The sequence below is a fragment of the Leptolyngbya sp. FACHB-60 genome (assembly GCF_014695775.1).
Classification (GTDB): domain Bacteria; phylum Cyanobacteriota; class Cyanobacteriia; order Phormidesmidales; family Phormidesmidaceae; genus Nodosilinea.
Genome location: NZ_JACJOX010000063.1, coordinates 99,738 through 113,477, shown reverse-complemented (window position 1 = coordinate 113,477; position 13,740 = coordinate 99,738). Strand labels below are relative to the sequence as shown.

At 61.5% G+C, this 13,740-nt stretch carries 20 protein-coding genes; 16 read left to right on the top strand and 4 right to left on the bottom strand.

The features are described 5' to 3' along the window. The first annotated feature begins 13 nt into the window (after positions 1-13). The 5 genes from H6F57_RS23635 to H6F57_RS23615 all read left to right on the top strand — a co-directional run bounded on the left by H6F57_RS23635 (position 14) and on the right by H6F57_RS23615 (position 1,404). A complete protein-coding gene (locus H6F57_RS23635) occupies positions 14-175 on the top strand; it encodes a hypothetical protein (protein ID WP_190631178.1) in 162 nt (53 codons plus the stop codon). A 2-nt stretch (positions 176-177) separates the two neighbouring features. Then, positions 178-372, top strand: a complete 195-nt coding sequence (locus H6F57_RS23630; RefSeq protein ID WP_190631176.1) for a hypothetical protein — start codon at positions 178-180, stop codon at positions 370-372. Further along, positions 369-566 (top strand): hypothetical protein, encoded by a 198-nt coding sequence (locus tag H6F57_RS23625; protein WP_190631174.1) that lies wholly within the window; start codon positions 369-371, stop codon positions 564-566. The genes H6F57_RS23630 and H6F57_RS23625 overlap by 4 nt, the downstream gene beginning before the upstream one ends. Then, positions 563-871, top strand: a complete 309-nt coding sequence (locus H6F57_RS23620) for a hypothetical protein (protein ID WP_190631171.1) — start codon at positions 563-565, stop codon at positions 869-871. The genes H6F57_RS23625 and H6F57_RS23620 overlap by 4 nt, the downstream gene beginning before the upstream one ends. Positions 872-1,146: 275 nt before the next feature. Further along, entirely contained in the window at positions 1,147-1,404 is a 258-nt protein-coding gene (locus H6F57_RS23615; RefSeq protein WP_190631169.1) for a hypothetical protein, read from the top strand. 81 nt (positions 1,405-1,485) lie between these two features. Here the strand turns inward: H6F57_RS23615 and H6F57_RS23610 are convergent, their stop codons facing one another. The 3 genes from H6F57_RS23610 to H6F57_RS23600 form a co-directional block, all read right to left on the bottom strand. Then, positions 1,486-1,797, bottom strand: coding sequence for a hypothetical protein (locus H6F57_RS23610; RefSeq protein WP_190631167.1), 312 nt, complete (start codon positions 1,795-1,797; stop codon positions 1,486-1,488). A gap of 253 nt (positions 1,798-2,050) precedes the next feature. Then, the gene (locus H6F57_RS23605) at positions 2,051-2,347 is read right to left on the bottom strand and encodes a hypothetical protein (protein ID WP_190631165.1); all 297 of its coding nucleotides are present in this window, start codon (positions 2,345-2,347) and stop codon (positions 2,051-2,053) included. Further along, positions 2,340-3,113 (bottom strand): sigma-70 family RNA polymerase sigma factor, encoded by a 774-nt coding sequence (locus H6F57_RS23600; RefSeq protein WP_190631163.1) that lies wholly within the window; start codon positions 3,111-3,113, stop codon positions 2,340-2,342. The genes H6F57_RS23605 and H6F57_RS23600 overlap by 8 nt, the downstream gene beginning before the upstream one ends. 224 nt (positions 3,114-3,337) lie before the next feature. On the opposite strand from H6F57_RS23600, the gene H6F57_RS23595 reads away from it, so the two are divergent. The 6 genes from H6F57_RS23595 to H6F57_RS23570 all read left to right on the top strand — a co-directional run bounded on the left by H6F57_RS23595 (position 3,338) and on the right by H6F57_RS23570 (position 9,123). Continuing rightward, positions 3,338-4,162 carry a tyrosine-type recombinase/integrase gene (locus H6F57_RS23595; protein WP_190631161.1) on the top strand — a complete coding sequence of 275 codons (825 nt, stop codon included), beginning with the start codon at positions 3,338-3,340 and terminating at the stop codon, positions 4,160-4,162. 139 nt (positions 4,163-4,301) lie between these two features. Then, on the top strand, positions 4,302-4,646 hold the full coding sequence (locus H6F57_RS23590) for an HU family DNA-binding protein (protein ID WP_190631159.1): 345 nt from the start codon (positions 4,302-4,304) through the stop codon (positions 4,644-4,646). A 61-nt stretch (positions 4,647-4,707) separates the two neighbouring features. Beyond that, positions 4,708-5,358: a hypothetical protein gene (locus tag H6F57_RS23585; RefSeq protein ID WP_190631157.1), complete on the top strand. Its 651-nt coding sequence runs from the start codon at positions 4,708-4,710 to the stop codon at positions 5,356-5,358. Beyond that, positions 5,340-6,896 carry a hypothetical protein gene (locus H6F57_RS23580; RefSeq protein ID WP_190631155.1) on the top strand — a complete coding sequence of 519 codons (1,557 nt, stop codon included), beginning with the start codon at positions 5,340-5,342 and terminating at the stop codon, positions 6,894-6,896. Before H6F57_RS23585 ends, H6F57_RS23580 begins: the two co-directional genes overlap by 19 nt. Positions 6,897-6,977: 81 nt before the next feature. After that, positions 6,978-7,346 (top strand): hypothetical protein, encoded by a 369-nt coding sequence (locus H6F57_RS23575; RefSeq protein ID WP_190631153.1) that lies wholly within the window; start codon positions 6,978-6,980, stop codon positions 7,344-7,346. 124 nt (positions 7,347-7,470) lie between these two features. Next, positions 7,471-9,123, top strand: a complete 1,653-nt coding sequence (locus H6F57_RS23570; protein WP_190631151.1) for a DUF4055 domain-containing protein — start codon at positions 7,471-7,473, stop codon at positions 9,121-9,123. Here H6F57_RS23570 and H6F57_RS23565 read toward each other — a convergent pair. Next, positions 9,120-10,250: a hypothetical protein gene (locus H6F57_RS23565; RefSeq protein WP_190631149.1), complete on the bottom strand. Its 1,131-nt coding sequence runs from the start codon at positions 10,248-10,250 to the stop codon at positions 9,120-9,122. The genes H6F57_RS23570 and H6F57_RS23565 overlap by 4 nt on opposite strands. Positions 10,251-10,581: 331 nt before the next feature. Between H6F57_RS23565 and H6F57_RS23560 the strand changes: the two genes are divergently transcribed. The 5 genes from H6F57_RS23560 (at position 10,582) to H6F57_RS23540 (ending at position 13,737) form a co-directional block, all read left to right on the top strand. Further along, entirely contained in the window at positions 10,582-11,316 is a 735-nt protein-coding gene (locus H6F57_RS23560; RefSeq protein ID WP_190631147.1) for a hypothetical protein, read from the top strand. Positions 11,317-11,363: 47 nt separating this feature from the next. Further along, entirely contained in the window at positions 11,364-11,762 is a 399-nt protein-coding gene (locus H6F57_RS23555; RefSeq protein WP_199289980.1) for a hypothetical protein, read from the top strand. A 158-nt stretch (positions 11,763-11,920) separates the two neighbouring features. Then, entirely contained in the window at positions 11,921-12,931 is a 1,011-nt protein-coding gene (locus H6F57_RS27740) for a major capsid protein (protein ID WP_190631145.1), read from the top strand. A 54-nt stretch (positions 12,932-12,985) separates the two neighbouring features. After that, the gene (locus H6F57_RS23545) at positions 12,986-13,345 is read left to right on the top strand and encodes a hypothetical protein (RefSeq protein WP_190631143.1); all 360 of its coding nucleotides are present in this window, start codon (positions 12,986-12,988) and stop codon (positions 13,343-13,345) included. Continuing rightward, positions 13,345-13,737 carry a hypothetical protein gene (locus tag H6F57_RS23540; RefSeq protein ID WP_190631141.1) on the top strand — a complete coding sequence of 131 codons (393 nt, stop codon included), beginning with the start codon at positions 13,345-13,347 and terminating at the stop codon, positions 13,735-13,737. The genes H6F57_RS23545 and H6F57_RS23540 overlap by 1 nt, the downstream gene beginning before the upstream one ends. The last annotated feature ends 3 nt before the right edge of the window (positions 13,738-13,740 follow it).

Sequence of the window (13,740 nt, the reverse complement as noted above, 5' to 3'; positions counted from 1 at the left end):
TCACCACACCGCCATGACCACCCAAGCCAAGACCGTGCAGGCCAAGATTATTCAGCTCAACTGGAGCCTGACCCAAGAGCAGAAGGACGCCTTTGATTCGCTCTGGGCTGCATTCCAAGACAGCGATCTAAGCTGCGTTCAGTTCGTTGATGCCCTGCAAACCCTGGGAAATTAGCCATGCAGCCCTTTGCCGAGCACCACCCAGACGACGCCCACGACAACCTAATGATCTTCCTCACCGGGCAGCCCATGCCTCCGAAGGTTTTGGAAGACGCCTACATCGAGCGCCACGAGCCCACCGCTCTGCTGCTACGTCGGGGGCACCTGCACTACTGGCTCAACCAGCGACTAACCGAAAAGGAGCAGCCATGAGCAACGCACTCAACACTTGTAAAACTTGCGCCCACTTCGACCAAAGCCCTAGCGTTATGGCCTCTATTGCCGATACTGACGGCGCTCACGGCGGTTGCCTAAAGTGGATGGAGGGAGTCTCAGAAACCTTTTGCTGCCCGCAATACCGGACTGAGGTGATCGCCGCCGCCGTCCTTCAGGAGGCTAACCAATGATCTACGCCGTCACCCTCACCACAGGCCACACCGCCTACTACCACGCCCCCGACGCAGCCACCGCCCGCATCCACGCGCTGGCCCTAGCCGCTGCCCATGGCCGACCCATCACCCCGCCGCGCCCGTGCTGCCGGGGCACTGCCCAAGCCCTAGGCGGGCGCGATGGCCTGGGCGGTCGCGACAACTTCGACCCCCTGCTGCTCAAAGACCCCGACTACCGCGAGGGGTATCGGTGGGCCAGGATTCAGGAGGTGGGGATCCTGGGGCTGAGCCCGAAAGAGAACATGTGGACCCTACCGCACTAGAGGAGATTGAGATGAGGTTGAACTGTGGCGATGACTCACAGGTAAGGTCTGGGGTACTACGGGCAGAATCCCAAAATATAGAAAGGCTTTTGCACCACAAAAAAGTGCACAAAATCGATTTAGGCCCAGCTTTACCTGGCTTCTGCGTGGATTGCGGCAAACCGCGATCCGAGTGGTCTAGCCTTAGCGAGGAATGCACAGCAGGCTAATTTTGTTGCCCACCCCACCCAAACAAAAGCCCCCTGGCGTAATGCCAGGGGGCTTTTTGCTGCAAAATGAAACCACCCTTCCCAGCGATCGCAGCCATGGCCCGCCCCGCCGACTGGCAAACCCCCACCAAAATGATCCGCCTCCCCGAGGCCTTCGAGCCGCAGCTCAAGGAAGCTGGCCATGCTCTCGAAGCAGGCGATCGCCTAATCCCCGCCTCAAAACTTGAAGACGCCACCCGCACCATCCTCCAGACCATGCGGCCCCAAGATCGCCGCATCGTTGCCCGTGCCTACCGCACCCTACTTGCGTCGCTCGAACCGTAACTCCGAGTCCAGCATCCACAGCACCGGAGCGACGTAGAGCCCCACCAATAGCCCCAACCAAAGAATTGCCATAGCGGCACCTCACAGAAGCTTGTCAATTCGCTCGCACAGGCCACGCAGCTCCGCCCGCAGCTCGGACTGATCCTTGTGCTGCTGGGCCTGCATCGTAAAAAGTTTGTCGATTAGCGATTGATTTGCCGATCGCAGGTCACTCACCAGCGAGGCCAGTAGCTGATCCTCAGCGCTTTCCTTGCCGCGCCACCAGGCCAGCACCTCTTTGAGCACCAAAAACCCCATCACCCCGATTAACCCAAATTGCTCCACTGAACCCACATCAGGGATGGGCATGGTGCCGGCAGATTGAAGAATTACAGACTGGGTGGTGTGTTGCATTATGCAGGCCCTAAGTGCCCCTGGAGGGTTCCCAGCGTTACGATCTGAGGTGCCCCTCACCCCGCCGCCATGCCCTACACCTACACCGAAAAACGCGATCGCAGCACCCTGGAAGTTGACGCGATCGCAACGGCAATAGACCTCCTCCTAACCCAAGGCCGCATGGACGAAGCCAGAGTACTCCTCAGCCTCACCGACCAACCCGAGCGCGTGCTCAGCCGCCTTCATTCCTGCCCTGTGGCGACGCTGCAAATCATAACTGTAAGACCGCTGCCAGCTCCTCCTGAAGCTCCGTCGGCAGAGAGCACCGCTGAACCTTCACCAGCAGCGCTTTGTAGAGTGCTGCCCGCCTGGCCGGGGTTGGGCGCTTGGGCTTGGGAGGTGCTGGTACTACAGCCTCCAGCTCACCCGGCAGAAACGGATAGGGACTCCCGTTGATGTAGGCCATCGCCATACCCGATCGCACATCAGAGGCCACAATCACCCGCCCCTTATGCAGGTTGCTGGGCGCAATCACCCGATACTCTTTGCCCGCCTCAATATCAGCCATGCTTTCGGCCCTCCACTTGGGTTTTCAGTGACTCCAGCCCTGCGGTGATTAATGCCCGTACTGCGGCTGGCTCTAACTTCTTTCGCCGAGCGATCGCCTCATCAGCCAATTGACCGAACACCGACTCCACCACACACTCGTATTGCTGCTGCGGTAGCTCGGCCAGGCGCTCAAAAATCCACGCCTGCCCCGCCTCCTCCGGCGCGGCCTCAGCCTCCAGCTCAATCGGCGAATCATCCAGGCTGATGGGTGCAGGTTGCTCGCGGGCCGTCTCAATAAACTTCCACTGCGCGCCCGTGAAACCTAGTCCCTCAGCCACCTCATCAGCAGGCATAGGCCGACCCATCGCAGTCAATCGGCGCTGGGTGCCCTTCACCTTGGCATAGTCTTCCACCGTGCGACGGGGAGGCCGCACCTGGCCCCAGCCCTTGTCGCGCATATAGTGCATGATTTCCGATCTGATCTTGGGGATGGCGAAGCTGCTGAACGCATACCCTTTTTCGGGATCAAATTCCTCTACGGCTCTCGTCAAGCCGATTGCGCCCTCTTGGCGCAGATCCTCAAACTCGACCTGGCACTGATGGGTAAATCGCCTCGCCACCTTCTCAACCAGGCCCATGTTGGCGACTACCAGGCGATCGCGCAGGCGTTGGTTGGGGTTGGCTTTGTAGCTGCGGAATAAGGCTAAGGCGAGGGGTGGTTGCTTGGCCCCAGCTTGGGCGTTGCGTAGCGTGGCCCAGGCGGTCTCTACGGGGGGTTTGTTCACGGGGTGGCGGTCGCAGTGAGTGCCGCGCTGAACTGGCGGCTTGATTCTAAGCATGACCACGCTCAACCCCTTATATCTCAGTACTTACGCGGTATTCCGACTGCCTTCATAGAGTCTTCATTTACAATGCGTCATTTGACTGATGCCAGCGCGTGGTTGATATGCCCAAAAGCCTTGATGCACCGTAGGAATAATCCCCCCAAACGAGAGTTAGGGGATGGGACATGCCTGCGACAAATTCAACCATCGAGATCCTTGAACAGTGGCTCTACGGGCGGGCTAAGCGCACCCAAGAGGAATACCTGAGGGACGCTGAGGCAGCGCTGCGTTTCCTGGGCGATCGCCCACTCGAAAGCCTTACCCTAAGCGACCTTCAGCGCTATCAGGCACACCTGGTAGAGGTGCGACATTTAAAGCACTCCAGCGTCCGCCGCAAGATTGCCGCCCTCAGGTCGCTGCTGCGGTTCGCTCAAGAGCAAGGCCATATCGACCGCAACCCAGCCACGGCCCTCAGGTCGCCCAAAGACACCAGCTCAATCCACGAGCGCATCCTCAGCCGAGCCCAGGTCGCCGCCATCATCGCCGCCGCCCCTGAGGGCAAAGCCCACGCGGCCCTGCGGCTGCTCTATGCCAGCGGTGCCCGCGCGAGTGAGCTGTGCGGCCTGCTATGGCAAGACTGTTTACCCCAGGCCAATGGCGGGGTTGTGGTGCGGCTGCTGGGCAAGGGCCAAAAGTGGCGATCGGTCACGGTGTCAGCGGCGGTGTGGGAGGAGGTCGCCGCGCTGCGGTCTGGAGTTCCAGACGGGTCCAGCGTGTTTGGCCTCAACCGTCGCCAGCTGCATGACCTGTTTAAAGCGGCTGCGATCGCGGCGGACTGCCCCCATTCCTCCTGCCATTGGGCTCGCCATAGCCTAGCCACACACCTGATTGAGGCCGGAATGCCACTGGCGGCGGTGCGCGACCTGCTGGGCCATGCGTCGATTGCAACGACAAATAGCTACGTCCACAGCAACCCCAACCAGAGCGCTAGCGATTACCTCAGCCTGTAGGGCATCCTCAGAACAAGAGACATATCTCCTAACGAGAGTTCGCGCCACCCTACCCCTTGGGTGGTTTTTTATTGCCAACGGCTGCAACCCTCATTCTGCCGTGCTATAACGGCTGAGTCGCCCACTGTGCCGTACCCCCATGAACAAGCAAGAGCTAGTCGATAAGGCCACCGAAATCGCCAGCACAGCCCTAGAGCGCACCATCACCAAAAAGGACGCCGACGCCATCATCACCGCCACAGTCGAGGCCATCATGGGCGCGGTGGCCGAGGGCGAGAAAGTCACCTTAGTTGGGTTCGGCGTCTTCGAGCGTCGCGATCGCAAAGAGCGCGAAGGCCGCAACCCCAAAACCGGCGACACCATGGTGATTCCGGCAACGATGGTGCCAGCATTCAGCGCAGGTAAGCTGTTCAAGGAGCGGGTGAAGCCCGCCGAGGCAGAACCCGCCCCAGCCAAGGCCAAGGCCAAGAGCAAAAAGAAATAAGCTAGCTCACACACAACACCATGCTTGACCCGCCCCTACTCCGGCGGGTTTTTTGTTGCCTGTGCCCCCGACTCCCCTCCCTCTCTGCCCCTGCGATCGTACCCCTTCCCCCGCCTGCGTCACTGCCTGCGCCATACCCCCGCAAAGCCGCGCCCCGTGGGAAATCTCCCTGCGACATTTCAGCAGGCAGACCATGCCCAGCGACGGCAAAAAAGAGCAGGCCAAAGCGCTATTCATTCAGGGTGTAGCGATCGCAGAGATCGAGCGCCGTGGCATTGCCAGCCGCCGCACCATCCAGCGGTGGATGACTGCCGATCGCCAGGCAGGCAACGACTGGGAGGCGCTACTCAGCAGCCTGCCCCAGCCCGAGCCACCGCAGCGGCCCAAGGTGGTCAGCTTCGATCGCCCCCGTGGAGAGGCCGCACCGGTACGCGATCGCCCCAGCCTGAGCTTCACCGATTGCAGCACGATCGAAGGCACGTTGGTTGTTATCGATGAGGCGATCGTCCAGGCCCGCGTCGAGCTGATGTCGCCCACCATCCCCCAGAATTTTGGCGCGGCCATCACTGGCCTGTGCAAACTCATCGACCAACGGCAGAAGCTGGCCCCCGTCGAAGACACGGCATTGATCGGCCTGCTGCTCCAGCGTGGCGTAACCCCCCGTGAGCTGCTGGCCAAGCTCCGGGAGGCCGGATGGCTAAACCAGGCTTAGGCAAAGAGCAGGTTGAGTTTGCGCGTGAGCTGGAGGGGTTGCTGGGCTTAGCCGAGGGCGAGACCACCCCCTACCCCGAATACGCCGCCGACCCGACTGGCTTCATTGAGCGCGTGCTGGGCGTCACCCTCACCGACGAGCAGCGCGACATTTGCCGCTCGGTGCGCGACGAGCGCGAGACCAACGTGCAGGCATCTCACGGCTGCGGCAAAACATTCCTCTCCGCCTGCCTGGTGCTGTGGTGGGTGCTGGCGGTCGGTGGCCTCTGCATCACCACAGCCCCCACCAAGCGGCAGGTGGTAGAGCTGCTGTGGGGTGAGGTGCGAAAGACCCACGGCAAGCTAGGTCTGCCAGGCGATCGCGGCCAAACCTTTCTACGCCTCAGCGAAGAGGCCCGCGCCTACGGCTTCACCGCCAGCGACACCAACTCCAACGCCTTCCAGGGGGTACACCATCCCCGCCTGCTGGTGATTGAGGATGAGGCCTGCGGCATCAGCCAAGACATTGACGAGGGCGCTAGCAGCTGCGCCACTGGAGCCGATAACCGATTCTTGCGGGTGGGCAACCCCATCCAACCCGGGGGCGCGTTTGAGAAGGCCTGCAAGCAGAAGCACATCCGCATCCCGGTGTGGCACCACCCCAACGTGGCGTGGGCCTATGAGCAGTGCCCCGACGGAATGCACCGCCTCAAACCTGAGGTGGCCGCCGCTCTGCTGAACGAAGACGGCGACGTGCGATCGCCCGCTGAGTGGCCCGACTGGTGCCCCCAAGACCCCATCCCCGGCGCGGTGTCGATCACCTGGATTGAGGAGGCCCGTGCCAAATATGGCGAGGGCAGCGCCTACTGGCAAAGCCGGGTGGAGGGGTTCTTCCCCGAGGACAGCACCCAGAGCATCGTGCCCCGTACCTGGTTCATGGCCGCCCGCGCCCGGTACGATGCCGACCCCGAATACTGGGATAAGCAGGCCGCTGCCCAGGCTCACCGCTACGGCCTCGACGTGGGCGACGGTGGCGACGACCATGCGATCGCACGATGGCGTGGACCGGTGCTGTACCATGCCGTCACCATCCCCACCAAGGGCGACCAGGAGGACGTGACCCGCGCCGCTGGCCTGGCGATCGCAGCCCTGAAGGAGCAACCCGGCAGCATCCACGTCGACCGAGGCGGCTGTGGCTCTGGCGCTCAGGCCATCCTCAAAGAGCAGGGCCATCGCTCCCACGGTGTTCACTGGGGCGAAGCGGCTACCGACCCGGCAGAATTTCTCAACGCCAAGGCCGAGGATTTTTGGCAGCTGCGCGAGGCCTTCAGGAAAAACGAGGTTGCGATCGCGCCCCTGGGCACCTACGAAGACATGCTGATGGAAGACCTCGCGGGCACCTACTGGGAGACCACCAGCGTGGGCAAAAAGCGGATTGAGGACAAAGCCAAGACCCGCAAACGCCTGAAGCGCAGCCCTAACGTAGGCGACGCTGTGGTGCTCGGCTTCCGTCAGCCGCCCGTGTGGAAGGCCCAGCGCAGCGGCCTGAAGCTATATTGAAGCAAAACCCAGCCCAGCCCCCGTCGATCCCATGCGCACGGACGGGAGTAGCGCCCCGGCAGATGTAGGAAACCGCGAAACATGGCCAACGTGATTCACCAGCTTTTGGTGGTAGGTAACTTTGGGGCCATAGGGCCATCAACCAAGCGACCCAACACCCAGATTTCAGTAGAGGCCGAGACAAATTCGCTGTGGCATTTGCCCTATGACGGCACGCCCAAAGGTTTTCATCAGGCCTGGCTGAACTGTAAGGCCGAGGTTGAGGAGGCAATGATTCAATGGATAAATGCTGAGGCGAAAAAACAAGGAGCTGAGATAGATCTTGAAAGTCGCAGGGTAGATGGAGTCAAAATACGCTGGCACTATCTCTCTGTCATCAAAGATTTTGGCTCGACCCGTATACGACGACCCTGGCGTAAATTTGGGCTAACCGCTGAGATCGCCCCTTAGATTGCGGCGTAATCCGCCGTACTACAACCGCCTCAAGCGGCGCAAACTCGTTGGAATAGTTGCCATCTCAAGCACCTATTCCCGCCCCTAGGAACCCTCCCAGCGCACCAGCGCAGGCGGTTCCATGCCCATCAACTACGAACGCGACCACCTCTTTGCCACCCCTGGCCCCAGCACCACGGCCAAGCATGGCGACCCCAAGGGCAGCGACAAAACCACCGTTCGCACCCCCAGCCTTGACCACCAGCGCCTGAGTGCCGACTGGGCCGACGTAGAGGCCGTGAGAGCAGGCACCCGCACCATGCGCGAGCTGGGCGAGGCCTACCTGCCGATGGAACCCGGCGAAGACCCCGACGCCTACAACCGACGCCTGGGCCGTGCCACCCTCACACCTATTTACACTCGCCTGGTGCGTGCCTTCGCCAGCCAAATCCTCAGAAAGCCCGTGCGCGTCGCCAATACCGGCGGTCTGAGTGAGCCAGAATTTAGGGCGATCGCAGGCTACAAACCCGGCGAGGATGACACTGACGCAGCGGTGACCGGCCACCTAGACGACTGCGACCAAGAGGGCAGCGACCTCCAGCAGTTCGCCTATGACGCGCTGTGTGAGGCCATCCACTGCGGCCACGCAGGCATCGAAATTATTTACCCCAACACGGAAGGCCTCGCCACGCTGGCAGACCAACAGGCCCAAGGCATTCGCCCCTACTGGAGCCTCTACCCTGGCCCCCGCATTTTGGCCGAGCGCCACACCACCACCAACGGCTTGAAGAAGCGCACCCAGGTGCGGCTGCTCCAGTCGGTGACCGTGGCCGATGGCGAATGGGGCGAGAAAGACGTAGAGCAGGTGCTGGTCTATGGCGTGGGCATGGCGACCCGTGAAGACGGCAGCGAAAGCCGCAGCGTGAGTTACCAGATCTGGCAGGAAGACCCTGAGAAAGAGGGCGAGTGGCTGATGGTTGAGGCTGGGCCGATCGACATGGACGGGCTGACAGAGCTGCCGTTCGTGTTCATCCACAGCGATCGCCGGGGCCACAAGACCTCGCCCCCCATGATTGAGGTTTTGCATCTAAATATTCGCCACTACCAAATCAGCGCGGACATGGATAACTCGCTCCACGTTGCGGCGGTGCCCCGGCTGTTTTTCTTTGGCTGTAGCCCTGAAGACTTGGGCAGCGTGGGCAGCGTGAATGAGGCGGTCTGCTTGCCCAACCCAGAGGCCCGCGCCGAGTGGGTGACCCTCAGCCCCGACGCATTCAAGCCTAACTTTGAGCGCCTCCAGTCGATCGCCAGCGAGATGATGCAGCTGGGCCTGTCGACGATGACCAGTCAGAAGAACGTCGGTGAGAGCGCAGAGGCCAAGCGCCTCGATCGCAGCCAGGGCGACTCACAGCTATCTATCCTCGCCCAGAACCTACAGCAGGCGCTTGACGGTGCGCTGAAACTGCACTGCGCCTACATGGGCATCGACCCCGCCAAGGCCCCCACAACCACCGTCAACCGCGACTTTGACCTCACCGCGATGGATGCTCAATTCCTCAGCGCCCTGACCGGCGTGGTGAACGCTGGCAAGCTGAGCACCGAGACCTTCTTGGGGCTACTCCAGCACGGCGAAATCGGCTTGCCCGACGACTGGACGCCAGCCGCAGAGATGGAGCGCCTCGACGGCGAGTTTACGCAGCAGACAGAGCGGCCAGCGGTGCCCAACGGCATTCTGGAGGGTGCGCTGCCCAAGCCTGTGGCGGTGGCTGAAGATGAGGGCGACGAAGAGGATTAGGGGTACAGCCAAGGTCGCTCAGGCAGCACGCGATCGCCGGGGCCTCCCTCAAACCACACCACTTGCTCAATGCCGTTTATGAAGGTGCGGGCCTCGATCCTGGGCGACCGCTCTGACTCCTGAGTCACAATCTCACGCCGCCCATCAGCATAGTGGCGGGTGGTGGTGCGGCTGAGCAAGACCCGATGCTGGCCGCCATCGGAATGCTGCACCCACTGCCAGGTCTCCTCGGTGGTTTCGTGGGTGACCGCATCGCCTGGCAGTAGCGATCGCTGGTGAGCTTGCGTGATGGCCTGCACCGCCCTTTCAGTCCGTCGTCTCATCAACTCAATCTCAGCTTCAGCCTCAGGCTGTCGCCGCCGCACTATCGCCTCTCCATACGCCTCCCTCGCCCTCAGTTCTGCCCTGCCCCGAGCCATCGCCGCCGCTTCGGTGCGTCTATCCTCCCAATCGCCGCAACGCCCCTCAGGTCGCCCCAGAGGGTGCAGGGCGCAGGTTAGCGCTGGGTCGCTGGCGCTGTTGCTCATGCAGCTGGGCGGTGGGCTGTAGAAAGCGCAGCGATCGCAGGCAGTCTGCACCCGCCCCACGTTCTCATCGCCGCACACCTCCACAAAGCTGCTGGGGGTGCCGTGGCGGGGCGGGTAGGGGCAGCTTGGGTATTGGGGCAGGCGATTGTAGTAGCCGATAGGCTTTGGCAAGGTGGAACGCCCACTGCTCGACAGTGCCTCCACCGCTCTATCGAAATCGAAACCCCGCGACACCAGCTCACCGCGTACGCGTATTTCTTCGCACTGACTGGCGTAGGTGGCAGCGACATGATTGGCGTATTCGTCTGTTAACTCATGCCCCTCTAGGGGGCGGGGCAAGTCCATGTACTGGCTAACTAGCCGGTAGCCCTGCTCATCGCGCCCGCTCACCACCTCCACCGCCCGCTCTACGCTCCAAGCCAGCGACACCAACTCCCCCACTCGCTCGGCAAACTCCTGCCCATGCTCTCGGATGAGCGATCGCGCCTGCTCTGGCAGTAGGGGGGTGCGATCTGCCAGGCGTAGCGCGGCCCCATCATCTGGCCCAAAAAACCTGCCCAGGCTTGACATAAACCGCTCTAAATTTTCGGGTGAGAGCATCTGCTTCAAAACTTGGTGGTGGTGCCCCTATCCTACCCGCCGAAATCCCTCAGCTTCGATGGTCTCGACGTTCCCGTCACTGTCGATACCACTGACCACCTGATGACTAAAGCGGACTAATTTATATCGCTCTTTCGGCTTGACCTTGAAGCTCCACCGCCATAGAGCCTCTGAAAGCTTTAGCCGCAGCAGCCTGAAACTTTTGCTGAGCATTAGAAACCCTCCGTATGAACCAGGCGCAATGCCTTAATGCTACCCGCCGCACCGGCTAAAAGCCCTAGGAACCCTCCCTGCGTACCGGGCCAGTGGCCCTCCCCGTGGGAACCAGACCATGCAATTACGCGCAGATTTCACCAGCCTTGACGACGCGATCGCATACCTATCCGGCGATGCCCAGGCCGAAGTGAACCGCCTGACCACCGCCACCGAAGCATTTGACGCTGAGAAGCGCCGCATTCTCGCCAACCGCGACGAGCTGCTGAACGAAGCCAAGACCGCCAAAGACCGTGCCCGCCAGCTAGAGACCGACCTCGAAGCCGCCAAAGTTACAGGCACCACGGCTACCACCTCAGCCGGTGACCTGGAGGCCAAATTCGCCCAGGTTCGCAAAGAGCTTGAGGCTGACTACACCACCAAAATCGAGGCCGTCAAGGCAGAGCGCGAAGCTGAGGCCGCTGCCAACAAAGCCGCGCAGCTGCGGGCCAACGCGATCGCAGAGCTGAGCAAGCCTGAGTATGGTGTCATCAACCCCGACCACTTCCTGCGGCTCCACGGCGATCGCTTCACCCTTGACGAGCAGGGCAGCCTGTTCATCGACCTGGGCGACTTCAACCGCCAAACCCCGGCGCAGTTCGTCCAAGACCTAGCCCAGCGTCCATCTGAGGCCTACCTGTTCAAGCCCAAGGGTGGCAGCGGCTCAGGCAGCACTGGCGCGGGCAACACCGGCGGCGGTGGCTTTAGCGGTCCCAACCCGTTCAAGGGCGCAGGCAACCTCACCGAGCAGATGAAGCTCTTTAAGACCAACAAGCCCCTCTACGATCGCCTGAAGGCAGAGGCAGGTAAGTAGATAGGGCATCATGGTGGCGATACTCTCTCAATCTCGGAGCCGCCACCATGCTCGACACAGTCCCAGGGGTCAAAGTTATAAGCGAGGCGACAGGGACAGAGTCTTTTGTCCCCTGCATCCCCGGCAAAACCTCAGACGGCTACCACACATTTGATGAGCTTTACGAGCACCGGCACATGCTGTTTCTCGCGCTGCTCAAGTCGTTCGACAGCAGCAGGCCCTACGGCATCACCTCCGCATGGAAGTCGCGCAAGCACGATGACGGCAGCAGCTACGAGGGCTGGTTCATCTGCGGCATAGCCACGTTTGGCAACTCGATTACCTACCACCTACCCGATCGCCTATGGGACTTGTGCCGCGCCGATGAGCTGGAATCTGCCCCACCATTTGACGGCCATACCAGCGACGACGTGCTGAAAAGGATGCGGCACTGGCTGGCCTTTTAACCCTGCATACATGCTTACAACCTCACGCCCTGGCCACTGCGCTGGGGCTTTTTTGCGCGTGGGAATGCTCCCCCCACAACGCGCCCCCTGTGGGGGCCACGCCAGAGGCAGTGCCGAGGCGAAACGCAAACACCACACGCACTAGCAGGAGCCTTACCGTGGCCAGCCAAGTTACCTCAATTGCCGATATCATCGAGCCCGAAATTTGGGTGCCCTACATGCAGGAGCGCACCGCCCAAAAATCTGAGCTAATCCAAAGCGGCCTAGTCGAGACCGACACCCGCTACAACGACCTCATCACTCGGGGCTCTAGAACCGTCCAGATGCCGTTCTTCCAGGATCTGTCTGGTCGTTCCCAGGGCCTGAGCGAGACCGTTCCCCTTGCAACCAAAAAGATTACCGCTAGCCAAGACGAGGCTGTGGTTCAGCGGCGCGGCGATGCCTGGTCTAGCCAAGACCTAGCCCGTGCTCTGTCTGGGGCTGACCCCGGCGGCGCGATCGCTGACCTGGTTGCCGACTACTGGGTTCGCGACATGCAGACCACGCTGCTGCTGATGCTCAAGGGCATCTTCGCCAGCACCACCATGGTTAACGAGCACGTCAAGAACATCTCTATCGCCGACGGCAACGCTGCCGCCGCTAGCAACCTAATCAGCTCTGGTGCTGTGATTGATGCCTTCTCCCTGTTGGGCGATCGCCTGGATGCCTTCGCCGGTATCGCCATGCACAGCGACATCTACTGGGAACTCGAAAAGCAAAACCTGATTGAGTTTCTGGCCCCCGCTGAGCAGGGCGCAACCCCTATCCGCACCTATCGCGGTAAGACCGTCATCGTTGACGACACCATGCCCAAAGTGGCTGGCGGCACCAGCGGATTTATCTACACGACCTACCTGTTCGGCAACGGCGCGATCGCCTTTGGTGAAGACCCCATGCCCATGGGCGAATTCAACCAGCAAATCGCCGTCGAGTATGACCGCGACATCCTGGCTGGCCAAGGGTTCTTGACCAACCGCCGCCACTTCCTGATGCACTGCAAAGGTGTTCGCTGGCAAGGTGTTGTTGCAGGTCAAACCCCCTCCGACGCCGAACTAGAAACCGCCGCATCGTGGGTTCGCGTGATGGAGCGCAAAAACGTTCCCATCGCCGCCCTTCGCACCAACGGCTAGATAGCCACACCGGGACGGCCTTCCGCCCCACCCATCCCTCTACCGAGCACCCCCATGGGAATCACAGGATTTCAGCGCCAGCGGCGGCTACTGGCTGCCCAGGCGATCGCAACCACCCCGGCAACACCGTTGCCCCCAGGCAACACCCCCCAGCCCCCGACTGGAACTCCAGTCAACGCGATCGCCCCTACCCCAGCGGTGCCCAAAGCACTGGTGGTCTTTAACAGCCTCGGCACCGTGCGTGAGGTCGAAATCGTGCCCACCATCGGCAAGGGCGCGGCCAAAGCAATCCTCGAAAACCGCCCCGATGGTGGCTATGAGTCGCTGCAACAGGTGTGGGATTTAAACCCCAAAATCCTGAAGCCGCCTTACACCACCGACCCCGCCGCGATCGCAGCCTGGGGTAACGACTAATGCCCTTCGCCGACATTGAGCAAACCCGCGCCGACGTGCTGGAGATCTTGGGCCTGCCCGCCGATGCCCCTCGCTGGGTGGAGCTGGTGCAGCGCAAACTTGAGCGCGTGCCGGTGATTGCTGGCGAGGCACAGGTGGCCAAAATCGAGGGCTGGATTGAGAACTACCAGAAGGCTGAGGCGGCGATCTTCGCCGGGGCTGACCAGGCGGGGCTGATTAAGGCCGACGTGCTGGAGTGGGCGCTGGGGAGCCGTTACGCAGGCCATGAGGCCAACATGCGGCGCTATGCCAAGCGCCTGCTGAATGCCCTGTTTATCCCTTGCGAACGGCGCGAGATTGAGCGGGAAAACGGGGGTAGCTTAGGGGGCAACTCGGTGAGGATCAATCGCTAGGCC